Annotated in this window: 14 protein-coding genes and 1 pseudogene; 14 read left to right on the forward strand and 1 reads right to left on the reverse strand. The window is 71.5% G+C overall.

Features of this window, described 5'->3' with window-relative positions:
• The first annotated feature begins 70 nt into the window (after positions 1–70).
• The 10 genes and pseudogenes from SSOG_RS42165 to SSOG_RS42210 all read left to right on the forward strand — a co-directional run bounded on the left by SSOG_RS42165 (position 71) and on the right by SSOG_RS42210 (position 10,933).
• A complete protein-coding gene (locus SSOG_RS42165; RefSeq protein ID WP_039940045.1) occupies positions 71–1,165 on the forward strand; it encodes an ABC transporter substrate-binding protein in 1,095 nt (364 codons plus the stop codon).
• Positions 1,166–1,193: 28 nt separating this feature from the next.
• On the forward strand, positions 1,194–2,294 hold the full coding sequence (locus tag SSOG_RS42170) for an ABC transporter ATP-binding protein (protein ID WP_039942677.1): 1,101 nt from the start codon (positions 1,194–1,196) through the stop codon (positions 2,292–2,294).
• Positions 2,295–2,297: 3 nt separating this feature from the next.
• On the forward strand, positions 2,298–3,236 hold the full coding sequence (locus tag SSOG_RS42175) for an ABC transporter permease (RefSeq protein WP_050800169.1): 939 nt from the start codon (positions 2,298–2,300) through the stop codon (positions 3,234–3,236).
• Positions 3,237–3,456: 220 nt separating this feature from the next.
• Positions 3,457–4,098 carry an ABC transporter permease gene (locus SSOG_RS42180; protein WP_245606505.1) on the forward strand — a complete coding sequence of 214 codons (642 nt, stop codon included), beginning with the start codon at positions 3,457–3,459 and terminating at the stop codon, positions 4,096–4,098.
• On the forward strand, positions 4,095–5,489 hold the full coding sequence (locus tag SSOG_RS42185) for an aminotransferase class III-fold pyridoxal phosphate-dependent enzyme (protein WP_009720449.1): 1,395 nt from the start codon (positions 4,095–4,097) through the stop codon (positions 5,487–5,489). Before SSOG_RS42180 ends, SSOG_RS42185 begins: the two co-directional genes overlap by 4 nt.
• Positions 5,490–6,188: 699 nt before the next feature.
• Complete coding sequence (locus tag SSOG_RS57005; RefSeq protein ID WP_425385448.1) at positions 6,189–6,518, forward strand: succinylglutamate desuccinylase/aspartoacylase family protein; 330 nt, start codon at positions 6,189–6,191, stop codon at positions 6,516–6,518.
• Positions 6,515–8,010: pseudogene (locus tag SSOG_RS42195) on the forward strand (aldehyde dehydrogenase family protein). Before SSOG_RS57005 ends, SSOG_RS42195 begins: the two are co-directional and overlap by 4 nt.
• Entirely contained in the window at positions 8,010–8,945 is a 936-nt protein-coding gene (locus SSOG_RS42200; protein WP_039940047.1) for an aldo/keto reductase, read from the forward strand. Before SSOG_RS42195 ends, SSOG_RS42200 begins: the two are co-directional and overlap by 1 nt.
• Positions 8,946–8,974: 29 nt before the next feature.
• A complete protein-coding gene (locus tag SSOG_RS42205) occupies positions 8,975–9,640 on the forward strand; it encodes a haloacid dehalogenase type II (protein ID WP_039942680.1) in 666 nt (221 codons plus the stop codon).
• Positions 9,641–9,649: 9 nt separating this feature from the next.
• The gene (locus SSOG_RS42210; protein ID WP_009720454.1) at positions 9,650–10,933 is read left to right on the forward strand and encodes an NAD(P)/FAD-dependent oxidoreductase; all 1,284 of its coding nucleotides are present in this window, start codon (positions 9,650–9,652) and stop codon (positions 10,931–10,933) included.
• A gap of 96 nt (positions 10,934–11,029) precedes the next feature.
• On the opposite strand, the gene SSOG_RS42215 is transcribed toward SSOG_RS42210, so the two are convergent.
• On the reverse strand, positions 11,030–11,839 hold the full coding sequence (locus SSOG_RS42215; protein WP_009720455.1) for a DeoR/GlpR family DNA-binding transcription regulator: 810 nt from the start codon (positions 11,837–11,839) through the stop codon (positions 11,030–11,032).
• A 499-nt stretch (positions 11,840–12,338) separates the two neighbouring features.
• On the opposite strand from SSOG_RS42215, the gene SSOG_RS42220 reads away from it, so the two are divergent.
• Genes SSOG_RS42220 through SSOG_RS42235 form a run of 4 tightly spaced genes read left to right on the forward strand, consistent with a single transcriptional unit; the run spans position 12,339 to position 16,629 of the window.
• On the forward strand, positions 12,339–13,373 hold the full coding sequence (locus SSOG_RS42220; RefSeq protein ID WP_281048215.1) for an ABC transporter substrate-binding protein: 1,035 nt from the start codon (positions 12,339–12,341) through the stop codon (positions 13,371–13,373).
• A complete protein-coding gene (locus tag SSOG_RS42225; protein ID WP_208867445.1) occupies positions 13,373–14,401 on the forward strand; it encodes a carbohydrate ABC transporter permease in 1,029 nt (342 codons plus the stop codon). The genes SSOG_RS42220 and SSOG_RS42225 overlap by 1 nt, the downstream gene beginning before the upstream one ends.
• A gap of 3 nt (positions 14,402–14,404) precedes the next feature.
• Positions 14,405–15,286, forward strand: coding sequence for a carbohydrate ABC transporter permease (locus SSOG_RS42230; protein ID WP_009720458.1), 882 nt, complete (start codon positions 14,405–14,407; stop codon positions 15,284–15,286).
• The gene (locus SSOG_RS42235; protein WP_050800171.1) at positions 15,283–16,629 is read left to right on the forward strand and encodes an ADP-dependent glucokinase/phosphofructokinase; all 1,347 of its coding nucleotides are present in this window, start codon (positions 15,283–15,285) and stop codon (positions 16,627–16,629) included. Before SSOG_RS42230 ends, SSOG_RS42235 begins: the two co-directional genes overlap by 4 nt.
• Positions 16,630–16,686: the final 57 nt, after the last annotated feature.

The following is a 16,686-nucleotide window of genomic DNA, read 5'->3' on the forward strand; positions in this document are numbered from 1 at the left end:
CCCCGTACACCGCTGCCATCCCGCATGGCCCCCTCGACCCGCCCGACCCGCACAACCCGGAGGTGCAGTGATGAGAGACCCACAGATCGGACGCAGGGCGCTGCTGCGCGGGGCCGGCGGCCTCGCCGCCGTCGCCGCCCTGCCGTCGCTGGCCGCCTGCGGCACCGGCACCAGCCGCGCCGACAGCGGCGGCGGAAAGAAGACCCTCACCGTCCGCAACAGCGGTGGCACCTACGGGGACGCCAACCAGAAGGCGCTGTACGACGCCTTCACCAAGGAAACCGGCATCTCCATCCAGGTCGTCAACATCCAGTACGCCCAGATGCTCGCCCAGATCAAGCAGGGCAGGCCGCAGTTCGACGTCATCGACGACTCGATGGCCGACTTCATGAAACTCGGCGCGAAGGGCGCCCTCCAGAAGCTCGACCACGACCGGCTGAAGAACTTCAAGAAGGCCCGGATCGCGAGCAAGCTCGTCACCGACTACTCGGTGGGCAAGAACTACTGGGCCAGCGTCATGGCCTACCGCACCGATGTCTTCGGCGGCCGCAAGCCCGCGTCCTGGGCGGACTTCTGGGACACCAAGAAGTTCCCCGGCAGCCGCTCCCTCCAGACCCAGGACGCCGACCTGCCCGAGCTGGAATTCGCCCTGCTCGCCGACGGCGTGCCCATGGACAAGCTCTACCCGCTCGACGTGGACCGTGCGTTCAAGTCCATGGACCGCATCAAGGGGTCGGTGAAGAAGTACTGGGACACCGGCGCCCTCCCCGGAGTGCTGCTCGGCCGCAAGGAAGTCGTGATGACCAGCGTCTGGCAGGGCCGGCTGGACGCGCTGATCAAGGGCGGCAGCCCGATGGCGTACCAGTGGAACGGCGCCCGCAGGCAGTCCAACGGCTGGGGCATCCCCAAGGGAACCGACAAGACCGACGCCGCCTACCAGCTCATCGACTTCTCGCTGCGGCCCGACGTCCAGGCCGCCTTCGCCAAGATCTACCCGATGGGCCCGGTCGTCCCGTCCGCCTACGACCAGCTCTCCGACGACGTCAAGGCCAATCTGCCCAGCTCGCCCTCCCACCTGGAGTCCGGCTTCGACCTGGACGTCGCCTGGTGGATCAAGAACGAGGACGCCATCGGCAAGCGCTGGCTGGAGTGGTCCCGTGCCTGACCTCCACATCGCCGACCCCGCCCCCGCCATGACGACCGCGTCCCAGCAGACCTCGCCCACCGGCAAGGCCCTGTCCATCGTGGGGCTCCACAAGACCTACGGCAGCGCCGTGGCCGTGGACTCCGCATCGATGGAGATAGCGGCGGGGGAGTTCGTCACCTTCCTCGGCCCCTCCGGCTCCGGCAAGACCACCACCCTGATGATGGTCGCCGGATTCGTCGAACCCGACTCCGGCACCGTCACCGTCGGCGGCCGCGACGTCACCCGGCTCGCCCCGCAGAAGCGCGGCTTCGGCTTCGTCTTCCAGCAGTACCTGCTCTTCCCGCACATGACCGTCGGTGAGAACCTCGCCTTCCCGCTCCAGCTGCGCGGCGTGCCCAAGGCCGAGATCCGCACCCGGGTGCACGAGGCCCTGGAGATGGCCGGGATGGGCGGCTTCGCCGGGCGCCGCCCGCGCGAGCTGTCCGGCGGCCAGCAGCAGCGCGTAGCCCTGTGCCGGGCGCTGATCTACCGCCCGCCGGTGATCCTCATGGACGAACCGCTCGGCGCGCTCGACAAGAAGCTCCGCGACCAGCTCCAGGTCGAGATCAAGGCCATCCAGCGCGAACTCGGTCTCACCGTCATCTATGTGACTCACGATCAGGAAGAGGCGCTCGTCCTGTCCGACCGCATCGCGGTGATGCGGGACGGCGGCATCGACCAGTTCGACACCCCGCGCGAACTCTTCGAGCGGCCCCGCACCCCGTTCGTCGCCGACTTCCTCGGCGCCGCCAACTTCCTCCCCGGCCGGGTGATGAAGGGCGACGACGACGCCACCCTGGTCCGCATCGACCACGGCGGACTGCTCACCGCCCGCCCCCACTCCCTCAGCCCCGGCCAGCAGGTCCAGGCCGCCGTACAGCCCGGACGGCTCCGTGTCTGCGCCCCCGAGCAGGGCTTCTGTACGGGCACCGTGGAAACCGTCACCTATGTGGGCACCCTGGTCCGCACCGGAGTACGGATCGCCGAGGACACCCCGCTGCTGCGCCTCGAAGTGCCCGCCGGACGCGCCCCCGCCCCCCCCCCGCGGGTCGGACTGACCGCCGACGCCGAGGACATCAACGTCTTCCCGGCAGAACGGGACGGCTGAGCCATGGCCGGATCCCTGGTACGCCCCGCCACGCCCGTACGCCCCCACAGTGCCCCCAAGCCGAGACGCCCGCGCGGGCTGCGCCACCGGCTGGTGGGCACCCGCAGAGCCCGTATCGGCCTGCTCAACGCCTCGCCGATCGTCCTCTACCTGCTCGTCCTCTTCGTCTTCCCCATCCTCGGCACCCTGCTGCTCAGCCTGAAGAGCAACGACGGCGCGCTCACCCTGCACTGGTACGCCGAGGCCCTCAGCGGCGCCAATCTGTCCGTCCTCATCACCACCCTGAGGATCTCCGCAGAAACGTCCCTGCTGAGCCTGGCCGTGGGCTTCGTCCTCGCCAACGCGCTCTCCCGGCTGCGGCCGATCTGGGCCGGGCTCGTCATGCTGATCGTCGTCGTCCCGCACTTCATCAGCGCCCTGGTGCGTACCTACGGCTGGATCATCCTGCTCGGCGACCACGGCCTGGCCAACCAGTCCCTCACCGGCCTCAAGGTGCCCGGCGCTCCGTTCCGGATGCTCTACAACGAAACCGGCGTGGTCATCGGCACCACCGCCGTGATGCTCCCGTACACCGTCCTGCTGCTGTACGGAGTGATGCGCGGCGTCGACCGGCGGCTGCTCGCCGCCGCGGCCAGCATGGGCGCCGGCCGGGTACGCATCTTCGCCCGCATCTATCTGCCGCTCGTCGCCCCCGGTCTGGCCAGCGCCGGACTGCTCAGCTTCATCCTGTGCCTCGGCTACTACATCACCCCCGCGCTGATGGGCGGCACCAAGCAGACCATGGTGGCCTCCCTCATCAACGACCAGGTGATGAAGCAGGACCAGTGGAACGGGGCGGCCGCCCAGGGCGTCGTCCTGCTGCTCATCACCTTCGCCGGACTGCTGCTGCTCAAGACCGCCCGGTCCATCGGCGCGGGCGCGCGGAAGAGGAGTACGTCATGACCGGACTGCGCGGCACATGGACCGGACGGATCGCGCTCACCGCCGCCGCCACCCTCATCCTGCTCTTCCTGGCCCTGCCGATCATCGTCATCGTCGTCACCTCGTTCGGCGGGGGACGCCTTCGGCTCGTTCCCGCCCAGCACCTGGACTCTCGGCTGTTACCGGGCGCTGTTCGCCCGACGGCAGCAAATGGCCCGCCGCGCTGTCGCTCAGCGTGCTGGTGGCCTCCATCACCACCGTGTTCTCGGTGGTCCTCGGCATCACCGCCGCCACCGCGCTCACCCGCAGCGAACTGCCGCTGCGCTCCGCGGTGTACGCCCTCGTCCTCGGCCCGCTGCTGATCCCGCAGGTCGTCACCGCGCTCGGGCTGTTCCTGCTCTTCGAACCCGCCGCGATGCTCGGCAGCCCCATCGCCATCGCGCTCGGCCACACCGTCCTGGCCTCGCCCATCGCGGTGATGATCCTGGTGGCCACCCTGCGCGGCATCGACGAGCGGCTGGAGGACGCCGCCGCCAGCATGGGCGCGGGCCGTCTCACCGTGGCCCGCCGGATCACCTTCCCGCTGGCCGCGCCCGGCATCGTCGCGGCCGCCATCTTCTCCTTCATCACCAGCTTCGACGAGTTCTTCATCTCCCAGTTCCTGTCCTCCGCCAACACCGTGACCCTGCCCGTGCAGGTCTTCAACGCCCTCTCCTACGACGTCGACCCGAGCGTGACCGCGGTCAGTGCCGTGCTCATCGCCTTCGCGGTGCTCGCGCTCGTCCTGGTGGGCCTGGTGCGCTGGATCGGCTCGGGGCGTCAGCACGCGCTGCTGTCGGTGGAGAACACCGCCGGACTCGCCCCCGGAGGCGACGCCGTATGACCAGTACCGAAGCTCTCACCCTCACCGGTCCCGCCACCGTGGAGCGGCGTCTGCTGCTCAACATGACCGCCAATGGATCCATCGGCGCCCCGGGCCGCGATCTGTTCGTCGTCACCCGTGGCGAGGGTCCGTACGTCCACGATGCCGACGGCCGCCGCTACATCGACGGGCTGTCCGGCCTGTACTGCGCCCAGCTCGGCTACGGCTATGCCGACGAGTTCGCCGAAGCGGCCCGCGACCAGCTCGGCGAGTTGTGCTACAGCCCGCTGTGGTCCAGCTCCGCGCACCCCACCGCGCTCGCCCTCGCCGACCGGCTCGCCGAGCTCGCCCCCGACGGCATCACCCACACCTTCTTCAGCGGCGGTGGCGCCGAGGCCGTCGAAACCGCCTGGAAGATCGCCCGCAAGTACCACGCGCTGCGCGGCGAACCGGGCCGCACCAAGGCCATCGCCCGGCGCGGCGCCTACCACGGGCTGACGCTCGGCGCCCTGTCGTTCACCGACGACCCCGGCCTCACTCAGCCGTACGGCCCCCCGGCCGTCACCACCCGGTTCATCGCCGACACCAACCGCGGCCGACTGCCCGAACCGCTCGACGACGCCGCCTTCACCGAACTCCTCCTGGCCGACGCCGAAGCGGCGATCCTGGACGAGGGCCCGGAGACCGTGGCCATGCTCATCGCCGAGCCCGTGCAGAACCGCGGCGGCTGCATCCCCCCGCCCGCCGGGTACTGGCAGGGGCTCAGACGCCTCGCCGACCGGTACGGCTTCCTGCTCGCCGCCGACGAGGTGATCACCGCCTTCGGACGGCTCGGCGAATGGTTCGGCGGCGAGCGCTACGGCGCCCGCCCCGACCTCATCACCCTCGCCAAGGGGCTGACCGCGGGCTACGCCCCGATGGGCGCCACCATGATCAGCACTCAGGTCGCCGACGTCCTCAACCGCCCCGGCGAGGTCCTCAACCACGGCTACACCTTCGGCGGCCATCCGCTGTGCGCGGCCATCGCCCTGCGCAGCATCGACATCATCGAACGCGACGGCATCCTGGCCGGTGTCCGCGACGGCCAGGACCACCTCGCCAAGCGGCTGGCCGAGCTGAGCGCGCTGCCGATCGTCGCCGACGTCCGCGGCGAGGGCTATTTCTACGCAGTCGAACTCGCCGGGGACGGCGAGGGCGGCGCCTTCGGCGAACCCCTGCGCGCCGCCCTCGTACGCGACCTCATCCCGCGCCGGCTGCGCGAGGCCGGACTGCTCGCCCGCGTCTACGACCGCGCCGCCCCGCTGGTGCAGATCGCGCCACCGCTCATCAGCGACCGCGCACTCCTGGACCGGATCGTCGACATCATCGGCGCCACCCTCGACGAGGCCGCCACCCGCCTCCCCACCGCCTGACCCGCACTCACCGACCTTCACAGACACGAGGTTCTCCACCCATGACGACCACCGACGTCACCCCCTACACCATCGGCCCCGTCACCTGCGCCCCCGGCGAGCGTGCCCAGGGTCTGATCCCGGTCGGCGCCCACTCCTACGGCGTCCAGCTCGGCATCCCGCTGCTCGTCGTCAACGGCACCGCCCCCGGCCCGGTGCTGTGCGTGGACGGCGGGCGTCAACGGGCGACGAGTACGAAGGGCATGGAGGCCGTCCGCCGCGTCGTCGCCACCACCGACCCCGAGACGCTGGGCGGGCCCCCCCCCGCGGGGATTCCCTTGGGGGGACCCCCCCCCCCCTTTCAAGGCCGGGAGCCCGGCCCAAGCGGCCTCGACCACGCCAACCTCAACCGCATCTTCCCCGGCGACGCGGACGGCTCGTACTCGCTGCGGCTCGCCGCCACCTTCGTCGACCAGGTCATCCCCGCCATCGACGCCCTGGTGGACCTGCACACCGGCGGCACCTTCGGGGAGATCGCCCCGCTGACCATCGTCCAGGGCGGCTACGAGGAGCTGGGCACCCCCATCGGCCTCGCCGCCGGACACGAGCTGATCTGGAAAGGGCGGCTCCTGGGGCGGTACGGCCCGGCTGTCCACCCTCCAGGCGGGCAAGCCCGCCATCACCATCGAGGCGGGCGGCGGTACGTACCGCGAGGAGACCGTGGACCTCCACCTCGGCTCGGTCCGCAACATCATGCGCCAACTGGGCATGGTCGAGGGCGAGGCGGAACTGCGCACCGACTACACGGCGGTGAGCGGCACGTTCGCCCGCTCGGCGGACGGCGGCTTCTTCCTCGGCCACGCCGGGCCCGGCGAACAGTGCAAGGAGGGCGATCTGATCGCCACCATCACCGACCACTACGGCACCGTGCTGGAAGAGGTGCGCGCCCCCTGGGACGGCATCGTGCTGTGGGTGCGCCGGCTCCGTACCGTACGCCCCGGCGACGAGGTGGTCATCTTCGGCGGTGTCGAGGGGGAGATCCGGCCATGACGGCGGAGTCCGAGACCGGTTCCGCCACCGATGAGCCCGTCACCGAACTGCTCATCGACGGCAAGCCCGTCCCCGCCGCGGACGGTGTCGCCTTCACCGTCCTCGACCCGGCCCACGGCACCCCGATCGCCGAGGTGGCCAAGGCGGGTCCGGCCGATGTGGACCGGGCGGTGGCCGCCGCCCGCCGCGCCCTGGAATCCGCCGACTGGGCGCGGTTGCGGCCCGCCGACCGCGGTCGGCTGCTGTTCCGTATCGCCTCCGAGATCCGGGTTCGGGCCGAGGCTCTGGCCCGGCTGGAATCGCTGGACGTGGGCAAGCCGCTGAGCCAGGCGCGGGCCGATGTGGAGGCCGCCGCCCGCTACTTCGAGTTCTACGCGGGCGTCGCCGACAAGCTGGGCGGTACGACCGTGCCGCTCGGCCCCGGGCTCCTCGACTACACCGTGCGGGAGCCGATCGGGGTGTCCGGGCAGATCATCCCGTTCAACTACCCGCTCCAGAACACCGCCCGGGGCAGCGCCCCCGCCCTCGCCGCGGGCTGCACGGTCGTGCTCAAGCCGTCCCTGAGGCGCCCCTGACACCGCTCCAGATCGGCCGCATCGCACTGGAGTGCGGGCTGCCGCCCGGGGTGCTCAACGTGGTGCCGGGGGACGGCGAGGCGGGCGCGGCCCTCGCCGGACATCCCGGCATCGACCAGATCACCTTCACCGGATCGGTGGCCACCGGCATCTCGGTCGCCCGGAGCGCGGCCGCCAATGTGGTGCCCTCGGTGGTGGAGCTGGGCGGCAAGTCCCCGAGCGTGGTGTTCGCCGACGCGGATGTGGACCTGGCGCTGGGCGCGGTGGCGGGTTCGGTGTTCGGCAACGCCGGGCAGACCTGTTCGGCCGGTACCCGGCTGCTGCTCCAGCGCGGCGACGGATTCGCCGAGGAGTTCACCGCCCGGCTCGCCGCCCACGCCGCGTCGCTGCGGCTGGGGCCGGGCCCGGCCGATCCCGACCTGGGCCCGCTCGTCTCCGCCCGGCAGCGCGACCGGGTCGAGGGCTATCTGCGGCTGGCCCGCGAGGAGGGCGCCGTGGTCCGTACCGGTGGCGGCCGCCCGGCCGATCCGGCGCTCGCCGACGGGTACTTCATCGAGCCGACCGTGCTCACCGGGCTCACCAACGACACCCGCACCGCCCAGGAGGAGATCTTCGGCCCGGTCATCACCGTCATCGAATTCGACGACGTGGCGGACGCCCTCGCCCTCGCCAACGACACCCCGTACGGCCTGTCCTCCTACGTGTGGACCCGCGACATGAACACGGCGCTGCGCCTCGCCGACGGCATCCGGGCCGGGCAGGTCAACATCAACGCGGTGGGTGTGGGCACCGGCGTGGAACTGCCCTTCGGCGGCTACAAGCACAGCGGCTGGGGACGCGAGAAGGGCCTGGCCGCCCTGGACAGCTACACCCAGCTGAAGAACGTGTGCATCGGCTTCGGCGCGGGGGAGCGGTGATGCGCTACCGGTGGCTCGGTCACACCGGGCCACACGTCTCGGTGGTCGGCCTCGGCGGCAACAACTTCGGCTCACGGCTGGACGAGGACGCCACCCGGGCCGTCGTCCACGCCGCGCTGGACGCGGGCATCATCCTCTTCGACACCGCCGACACCTACGGCGGATACGGCGGTGGCGGCCAGGCGGGCGACAGCGAACGGCTGCTCGGCGCGGCCCTCAAGGGCCGTCGCGACAGCGTGGTGCTGGCCACCAAGTTCGGCATGGCCATGGGGCCGGAGTACGACCGCTTCGGACCGCGCGGCTCCCGGCCGTATATCCGGCACGCCGTCCAGAGGTCGCTGCGGCGGCTCGGCACCGACTACATCGACCTGTACCAGTACCACGAGCCGGACGGCGTCACCCCGGTCGCCGAGACCGTCGCCGCGCTGGAGGAGCTGGTGGCCGAGGGCGTGGTGCGCCACTACGGCTGCTCCAATATGACGGGGCCGCAGCTGGTGGCCGGGTTCGTGTCCACCCAGGTCCGCTACCACCTGCTGGACCGCACCGCCGAAACCGCGCTGACCCCTGCCGCCGCCCGGCTGGGCACCGCGCTGCTGCCGTACTATCCGCTGGCCAACGGCCTGCTCAGCGGCAAGTACCGGCGCGGCGAAGCCCCGCCGCCGGGCAGCAGGCTGTCCTGGCGGGAGGGGTGGCTGACCGACGCGGCCCTCGACCGGGTCGAGGCGCTGGCGGCCTACGGCGCCGAGCGCGGCCGACCGCTGCTGCACGTGGCGGTCGGCGGGCTGGCCGCACTTCCCGGGGTGGGCTCCGTGATCTGCGGAGCGATGACCCCGGACCAGGCCACCGCCAACGCGGCGGCGGCCGAATGGATCCCCGACGCGGCCGATCTGGCCGCCCTCGACGCCATCGTGGCCCCCGGCGAACGGGTGGTCTGACCCCTATGACAACCAGTGAGGTGGAGAACATGCGCCAGGTAGTGACCTTCGACGCCTATGGCACCCTCGTCGATTTCGAACTCGTCCCGGCGACCCTGAAGACGCTGCGGGACCGGCTCGATCTGGACGGGCTGGACGTGGACAAGTTCATCGACAACTTCCGGGTGATGCGCTTCCAGGCAGTCCTGGAGGCATACCGTCCGTACGACGAGGTGCTGCACTCCAGCCTGGAGAAGGCGATGCGGCTGCACGGACTGGAGTTCCGCACCTCCGACGGCGACGCCCTGGTGGAGGCCGTGTCCGGCTTCGGGCCCTTCCCGGAGGTGCCGGACGCGCTGCGGGCGCTGAAGTCCCGCTATGAGATCGCCATCATCTCCAACACCAACGACGATCTGATCGCGCGGAACATCGAGCGCATCGGCGTGGACTTCGACCATGTGATCACGGCGCAGCAGGCCGGGGCATACAAGCCGTCCCGGGAGACCTTCGAGTACGCGTACAAGACCATCGGCGTCGAACCGTCCCAGGTCATCCACACCGCCCAGGGCTGGGAGTACGACCTCATCCCCACCCGTGACCTGGGTCTTGCCCGCCGGGTGTGGATCAACCGGTTCGGCCGCCGGGGCAGCACCGCGTACCAGCCCTACGACGAGCTGTCCGACCTGTCCGGCCTGCCCGCCCTGCTGGGCTGCTAGGAGCGCCGCATGAAGCAGATCCCGTACTGGCTCGACACCGCCCCGCCGTTCCCGGACCGCTCGGGCAAGGAGTTGCCCGACGCGGTCGACGTGGCGGTGATCGGCGGCGGTCTCACCGGTCTGTCCACCGCCCTGCACACCGCCCGCAAGGGCGCCGACGTCCTGCTCGTGGAGAAGGACAAGATCGGCTCCGGTGCCTCGGGGCGCAACGGCAGCATGTGCACCCAGGGCATCACCATCTCCACCGGCGAGGCGCGCAAGCGCTACGGGCAGCCGCGCGCCCGTGAGCTGTACGACGCCTTCCGCGAAGCGGTCGACGTCGTCGAGGAGCTGACCGAGAAGGAGGGCATCGACTGCGACTTCAACCGGTGCGGCCGGCTCGGCGTGGCGTACAAGCCCGAGCACTTCGAGCAGAAGAAGGCCCAGCAGCGCGATCTGGCGGAGAACTTCGGCCATGAGACGGTGCTGCTGAGCCCGGGCGAGCTGCGCGCCGAACTCGGCTCGGACTACTACCACGGCGCGCTGCTGGATCCGCTCAGCGCGGGGCTGCACGTCGGCAAGTACGTCCACGGCCTCGCGGACGCCGCCGAGCGGGCCGGGGCGCGGATCCACGAGCGCAACGCCGCCACCGCCGTGACCCGCTCCCCGGACGGCACCTTCCTGGTGGAGACGTTGCACGGCACGGTCCGCGCCAAGCAGGTGATGGCCGCCACCGACGCGTACACCGACGGGTCGCTGCCGTGGTTCCGCAAGCGGCTGGTGTCCGTCGGCAGCTTCGTCATCGTCACCGAGCCCCTGGGGGAGGAGCTGGCCCGGGAGGTCATCCCGAAGGCCCGTCTGGTGGTCGACTCCAAGAACATCGGCCACTACATCCGGCTCACCCCCGACCACCGCCTCGCCTTCGGCGGCCGGGCCCGCTTCGCCCCCTCCGACCCGGCCTCGGACCGCCGCAGCGGGGCGGTGCTGAAGCGCGAAATGGCCGAGATATTCCCGCAGTTGAGCAACGTGGGCATCGACTATGTGTGGGGCGGGAGCGTCGGGTTCTCCTACGACCGCATCCCGCACGCGGGCCAGGCCGGGGGTGTGTACTACTCCATGGGCTACTGCGGCCACGGTGTCCAGATGGCCACGTACATGGGCCGCGCCATGGCCGAGGTGATGGACGGTCACCCGGAGGCCAATCCGCTGCGCGGCATCGGCTTCCCGAAGATCCCGGTGCCCTTCTACAACGGCACTGCCTGGTTCCTGCCCTTCGCCGGGGCGTACTACAAGGCCAAGGACCGGCTCACGTAAACACGTAAGACATGTAAAACACGTAGGACCACGCAAGAGCATGCACGACCGTGCAAGACCCCCGGGCACCCCGCCGGAGCCATGTGCCCGGCGGGGTCAGCCGTCCTCGGGGAGGTACGGACCGGCGAGGGTCACCTCGGCCCGGTCGAGGGCGAGGGCCAGCTCACCGCTGGGCGGCCGCTCGCTGACCAGCACGTCGATGCGGCTGAGCGGGCAGATCCGGGCCAGCGCCCGGCGCTCGAACTTGGCCGAGTCCGCCAGCACCACGACCCGGGACGCGGAGTCCATCATCTCCTGGATCATCTGGGCCTCCGGGATGTTGGACACCGAAAGCCCCGAGGTGCTGACCCCGCCCACCGCGATGAGGGCGGTGTCCGCGCTCACCCCGGCGGTGTCCGGGAAGCGGATCGGGCCGATGGTCACCAGCGCGGTGGTCCGGCAGCCGCCGCCGAGGACGAACAGATCGCGCAGGGCCTGCACCGGGACCATCCCCGGCACCCGCAGATTGTTGGTGACGATCGTCAGCCCCCGGTGGCCGCCGAGCGCGGCCACCGCCGAGAGCACCGTGGTGCCGCCGTTGACGAGCAGCGTCTCGTTGTCCCGCACCAGACGGGCGGCGGCGGTCCCGATGGCCTCCTTGGCCTCCCGGCGCTCGTTCATCCGGTCCGCCACCGGACTGTCGGCGGTGGCCAGCTCGCCGCCCGGCACCGCCCCGCCGTGGGTGCGCGCCACCAGGCCGCGCGCCGCCAGATGGTCCAGGTCACGCCGTACGGTGTCCACCGAGACGGCGAACTCCTTCGCCAGCTCCCCGATGGTGGCCTGGCCGCGCTGCTGGATGAAGGCGGTGAGGTCGGCCCGGCGGCGCGCGGGCAGGTTCGCGGCCCGGGTCCCCTCTGCTGACGTCATCGTGTGGCCCCCTTCTCGACGCTGCGCAACACAGCAGATTCTCGCACCTTACCGCAAGAACTCGCAGCACGACCCTTGACCGGTGGGGGTGGCCCCCGTAGCTTGCAGCAAAGAGCCGCATAAACCAGCGCTTCTTTGTACGTCTTTCTGCGTACCCCTCCCGCATAGCTTCTGTGCCGCGTCAATGGAGTCGCCGTGGAGCCACACCCACCCACCCCACCCGAGCCACCGTGGACCCGCCGCCAGGCACTCTCCACCGGCGCCGCAGCCCTCGGCGCGCTCGCCGCCACGCCGCTGCTCAGCGCCTGCGGGGGTGACGAACCGGCCCGGCGGGTGGGCGGCGGTGGCGGTCGGCGGACCGAACTCACCTTCGCCTGCGCGGCGTTCACCGGAGGCGCGGCCGGTATGCAGTCGTTCGCCGACCGCTACAACACCGCCCAGAGCCGCTACCGGGTGACCGTCCGCAATCTTCCGCCGCCCAGCTCCAGCACCGAATGCCATCAGCAGCTCACCCAGCTGCTGGCCCGCAAGGACGGCACGGTCGACGTCTTCGCCCCAGGACGTGGTGTGGATCGCCGAGCTGGCCGCCGCGGGCTGGGTGCACCCCCTGGACCAGGACGTCTCCGCGGGCCTGCGGCGCTCCTTCTTCCCCGGTGTGGTCGAGGCGTGCACCTACCGGGGCCGTCTCGTCGCCCTGCCCTGGTACGTCGACGCGGGCGGCCTCTACTACCGCACCGACCTGATGAGCGCACTCGGCCGCAAGCCGCCCACCGACTGGCACGAACTGGCCGACACCGCGGCCGAGATGCAGCACCGCCGGGTGCCCATGGGCTATCTGTGGCAGGCCAAGCAGGCCGAGATCCTCCTCTGCGACCTGGTCGAGTTCATCGCCTCCAACCGCGGCCGCATCATCGACCCCTCGGGCGCGGTCCGCGTGGACAGCCCTGCGTGCGTCGAGGCCGTCCAGTTCATGCGCGACCTGGTGCACCGCTACAAGGTCAGCCCGTCCGAGGTCTTCTCGTGGGACGAGGAGCCCAGCCGCCGCCCGTTCACCGCGGGCCGGGTCGGGATGATGCGGCACTGGAGCTATGTCTACGGCGTCTCCCAGAACCCTGACCAGTCCAAGGTCGTCGGCAAGGTCGACGTCGCCCCGCTGCCCAGTTTCCCCGGCGGCACGTCCTCCTCCTGCCTCGGCGGCTACCAGCTCGGCGTCGCGGCGGGATCCCGCAACAAGGAAGGTGCCATGGACTTCCTGCACTGGCTCGCCGGCACCGAGGCACAGCTCGCCTTCGCGCTCGACTTCGGCAACGCCCCCTCCCGCGTCTCGGTCTACGACGAGAAGAAGCTGGCCAAGGGCCAGCCCGCGATGGTCAAGCTGAAGGAGGCGTTCGGCAACGGAGTGCCCCGCCCGGTCACCCCCCACTACTCCCGCGTGAGCCTCGCCCTCCAGTCCGCGGTCTCCCGCGCCCTGGTCTACGGCGATGTGCGGGGCACCCTCCGCTCCGCCCGGCGCGACCTGGAGGCGATCGTCTGATGGGCCACCTCGCCTTCTTCCACAGAACGCCCGGACACTCCCCGCTGCGCGGCAAGCACCGCGCACCCTCCCTGGAGCAGCCGCAGCTCACGCCCGGCCCCGAAGGTCCCGACGACCCGCGCCGCCGCGTCCCGCTGCGCGAGTCCTCGTCCGCGGGCCCGCGCCTGATGGGCATCGTCCTGCTGGCGCCCGCGCTCGCCGCCGTCCTCGCCGTCTCCCTCTACCCGGTGCTGCGCACCCTGTGGCTGTCCCTGAACGACGCGGGATTCTCCACCGGATCGCACTTCACCGGCACCCCCAACCTGTCCCGGCTGCTCGGCGACGACCTGTTCTGGAACGCCTGGTGGCGCACGGTGGCCTTCGCCTTCGGCACCACCCTGGTGGAGACCGCGCTCGGCATCGGCTTCGCCCTCGTGCTGCACCAGTCCTTCCGCGGCCGCGGCTGGGCCCGCGCCGCCGTGCTCATCCCGTGGGCCATCCCCACCGTCGTCACCTCGCGGATGTTCGGCTGGATCTTCGACGGTCAGTCCGGTGTCGCCAACTACCTGCTGACCCGCCTCCATCTGACCGACGGCTACATCAACTTCCTCGGCGATCCGCACACCGCCCTGGCCACCATCGGGCTCGCCGACATCTGGAAGACCACCCCGTTCATGGCGCTGCTGGTGCTCGCCGCGCTCCAGACCGTGCCGAAGGAACTGGGCGAGTCCGCGAAGATCGACGGCGCATCGCCCTGGTGCACCTTCCGCTCCGTCACCCTGCCGGTGATCGCGCCCGCCCTGCTGATCGCCGCCCTGATCCGGGTCCTCGACGCCTTCCGGGTCTTCGACCTGCCGTACGTCCTCACCGGCGGCGGACCGGCGGACTCCACCGAGACGCTGTCCACCTTCGGCTACAAGACCCTCTTCTCCGGGCTCGAACTGGGCTACGGCTCGATGATCGCCACCGCCGCGTTCATCACCGAGGTGCTCATCGCCGCGGGCTTCGCCTACTACCTGAGCCGGCGCTACCGCGCCCTGGAGGGCTGAGCCATGACCGCCATCCCCGCGCCGGTTCCCGCCGCGCCCGCCGCCATCCGGGCCCGCCGCCGGGCGCTGACCCGCCGGATGCTGTTCCGGGCCGCCGTCACCGCCGTCGTGCTCTGGTCCGTCGCACCGTTCCTGTGGCAGCTCAGCACCTCGTTCCAGCGGGACCGCGATCTGTCCTCGGTGACCCCGCACTGGCTGCCCGTCCCGGGCACGCTGGAGCACTACCGGGCCGTCTTCACCGACTACGACTTCAGCAAGTACCTGGTCAACAGCGTCATCGTCACGGTCACCGCGACCGCGATCGGACTGCTGCTGGCGGCGCTGGCCACCTATGCGCTCGCCCGGCTGCCGGTGCCCGGCAAGGGCGTGGTGCTCGCCGTCGTCCTCGGCCTGTCGATGTTCCCGCAGATCTCGATCGTCGTGCCGCTCTACCTGGTGCTCAACTCCCTGGGGCTGCTCGACACCTATACGGGTCTTTCCGGTTCGTACGTGGGGCTCGCCCTGCCGCTGATGATCTTCGTCCTGTACGCCCACTTCCGGTCGCTGCCCACCCAGCTGGACGAGGCCGCGGCCATCGACGGCGCGGGGCTGCTGCGCACCCTGCGCAGCGTGATCCTGCCGCTCGCGCTGCCCGGGATCGCGGCCGCCGGAATGCTCGGCTTCATCACCAACTGGAACGAGTTCATGCTCGCGCTGGCCTTCACCTCCTCGCCCGAGCACCAGACCGTGCCGGTCGGCATCGCGGGCTTCCAGTCCCAGTACTTCGTCCCCTGGGGCGACATGGCCGCCGCGTCCGTCGTGGTCACCCTGCCGCTGGTGCTGATCGTGGTGCTCTTCCAGCGCCGCATCGTCGCCGGCATCACCTCCGGGGCGGTGAAGCAGTGACCTCCCGCACCGGCCTCTCCATCCCGCGCGTCATCGCCCGCGACGAGCTGTGGGCCGAGCGGTACCGCGCGCTGGCCGACCGGGTCCGCGCCGGTGCCCGGCAGGCCGCACCCGTACTGGCGGGCTTCAGCGCCTGCGTCGACCACGTCTACCGGATGGACCCCGACCGGATCTCCGCCCTCGCCGCCCGGACCACCGCGGCCGGGCCCGCCGGTGAGGTCGCCGCCGAGGTCGTCGGCCGCATCCGGCACGGCCACGGCGGCGAGATCGCCGTACCGTGGCCCGGCGGCACCGACTGGGTGGGCACGCTGCTCGGCGCGCCCGACCGGGTGCAGCTCGGCGGCACCGGACCGCAGGCCGCCTGGGCGCTCGCCGTTCTCGGCGCGCCCAGCGTCGTCCCGCTGGCCGACCGCGGCACCGAGCAACTCGCGGTGCTCCACCCCGACGTGATGCTGTGCACGGCCGAAGGCACCGCCCCGGCCGGGCGGCTGACCGGCGCCGACGCGCCCACCGCCCGCCCCGGCGGGGGGAAACAGCCGCACAGCGTCCTGGAGTTCGCCGCGGGCACCCCCGCCCCCGGCCTGCCCGACGGACTGCCCCGCTCCTCCCGGATCATCCTGCGGTTCATGGACGACGGGATCGAGCGCGACGAGTGGTTCGCCGCCCGCTCCGGTGAACTGGCCCGCACCGCCGCGGCGGGGCTGCTGTCCGGCATGAACGGGCTTCCCGAGGACGGCACCGGGCCCGCCGACCGGGCCTGGCTCACCGAGGTCGTCCACGCCTGGCGGGACGGCGGACTGCCGCTGCTCCACCTCGAACTCGCCGAGTTCGCCAGCGTCCGCGCCCTGCGCGCGGGATGCGACGAGTACGCCCCGCTCGCCGACTCCGTCGGCATGAGCCTGTCCGAACTCGCCGCGCTCGCCGGTCCCTCGGCCCGCACCTCACCCGTCACCGCCGCGGCTCATTTCGCCACCGCGTACCACCTGGACCGGGTGTGTGTGCACGCGGACGGCTGGGTGCTCGCCGTCCACCGCGGCGATCCCACCGAACAGCGGACCGCGCTGATGACGGGCAGCCTGCTCGCCGCCGCGCGGGCCGCGCGCGGCGCCCCCGCCGCCGACCTCGAGCCGCCACCGGCGGCCGACTACACCGAGGACCGCCCGGCCGACGGGCCGCTGGGGGAGGGGCTGCGCGCGGACTGTGTCCCCGCGCCCCACCTCAGCCACCCCGCGGCCACCATCGGCCTCGGTGACACGTTCGTGGGCGGGCTGCTGCTCGCCCGCTCGCTCCACTCCCGGTGTGCCCCGACCCGTATCCGAAAGGACCCCGATGACCACGCCTGACCTGACCACCGACAACGGGCAAGCTGCGCGGACTGACCCGTGTGACCAGCGAGGACG

Source organism: Streptomyces himastatinicus ATCC 53653, assembly GCF_000158915.1.
GTDB lineage: Bacteria > Actinomycetota > Actinomycetes > Streptomycetales > Streptomycetaceae > Streptomyces > Streptomyces himastatinicus.

Coding starts and splice junctions, on each gene's coding strand:
- SSOG_RS42165 (WP_039940045.1), top strand. CDS start 71: ATGAGAGACCCACAGATCGGACGCAGGGCGCTGCTGCGCGGGGCCGGC.
- SSOG_RS42170 (WP_039942677.1), top strand. CDS start 1,194: ATGACGACCGCGTCCCAGCAGACCTCGCCCACCGGCAAGGCCCTGTCC.
- SSOG_RS42175 (WP_050800169.1), top strand. CDS start 2,298: ATGGCCGGATCCCTGGTACGCCCCGCCACGCCCGTACGCCCCCACAGT.
- SSOG_RS42185 (WP_009720449.1), top strand. CDS start 4,095: ATGACCAGTACCGAAGCTCTCACCCTCACCGGTCCCGCCACCGTGGAG.
- SSOG_RS42200 (WP_039940047.1), top strand. CDS start 8,010: ATGCGCTACCGGTGGCTCGGTCACACCGGGCCACACGTCTCGGTGGTC.
- SSOG_RS42205 (WP_039942680.1), top strand. CDS start 8,975: ATGCGCCAGGTAGTGACCTTCGACGCCTATGGCACCCTCGTCGATTTC.
- SSOG_RS42210 (WP_009720454.1), top strand. CDS start 9,650: ATGAAGCAGATCCCGTACTGGCTCGACACCGCCCCGCCGTTCCCGGAC.
- SSOG_RS42215 (WP_009720455.1), bottom strand. CDS start 11,839: ATGACGTCAGCAGAGGGGACCCGGGCCGCGAACCTGCCCGCGCGCCGC.
- SSOG_RS42225 (WP_208867445.1), top strand. CDS start 13,373: ATGGGCCACCTCGCCTTCTTCCACAGAACGCCCGGACACTCCCCGCTG.
- SSOG_RS42230 (WP_009720458.1), top strand. CDS start 14,405: ATGACCGCCATCCCCGCGCCGGTTCCCGCCGCGCCCGCCGCCATCCGG.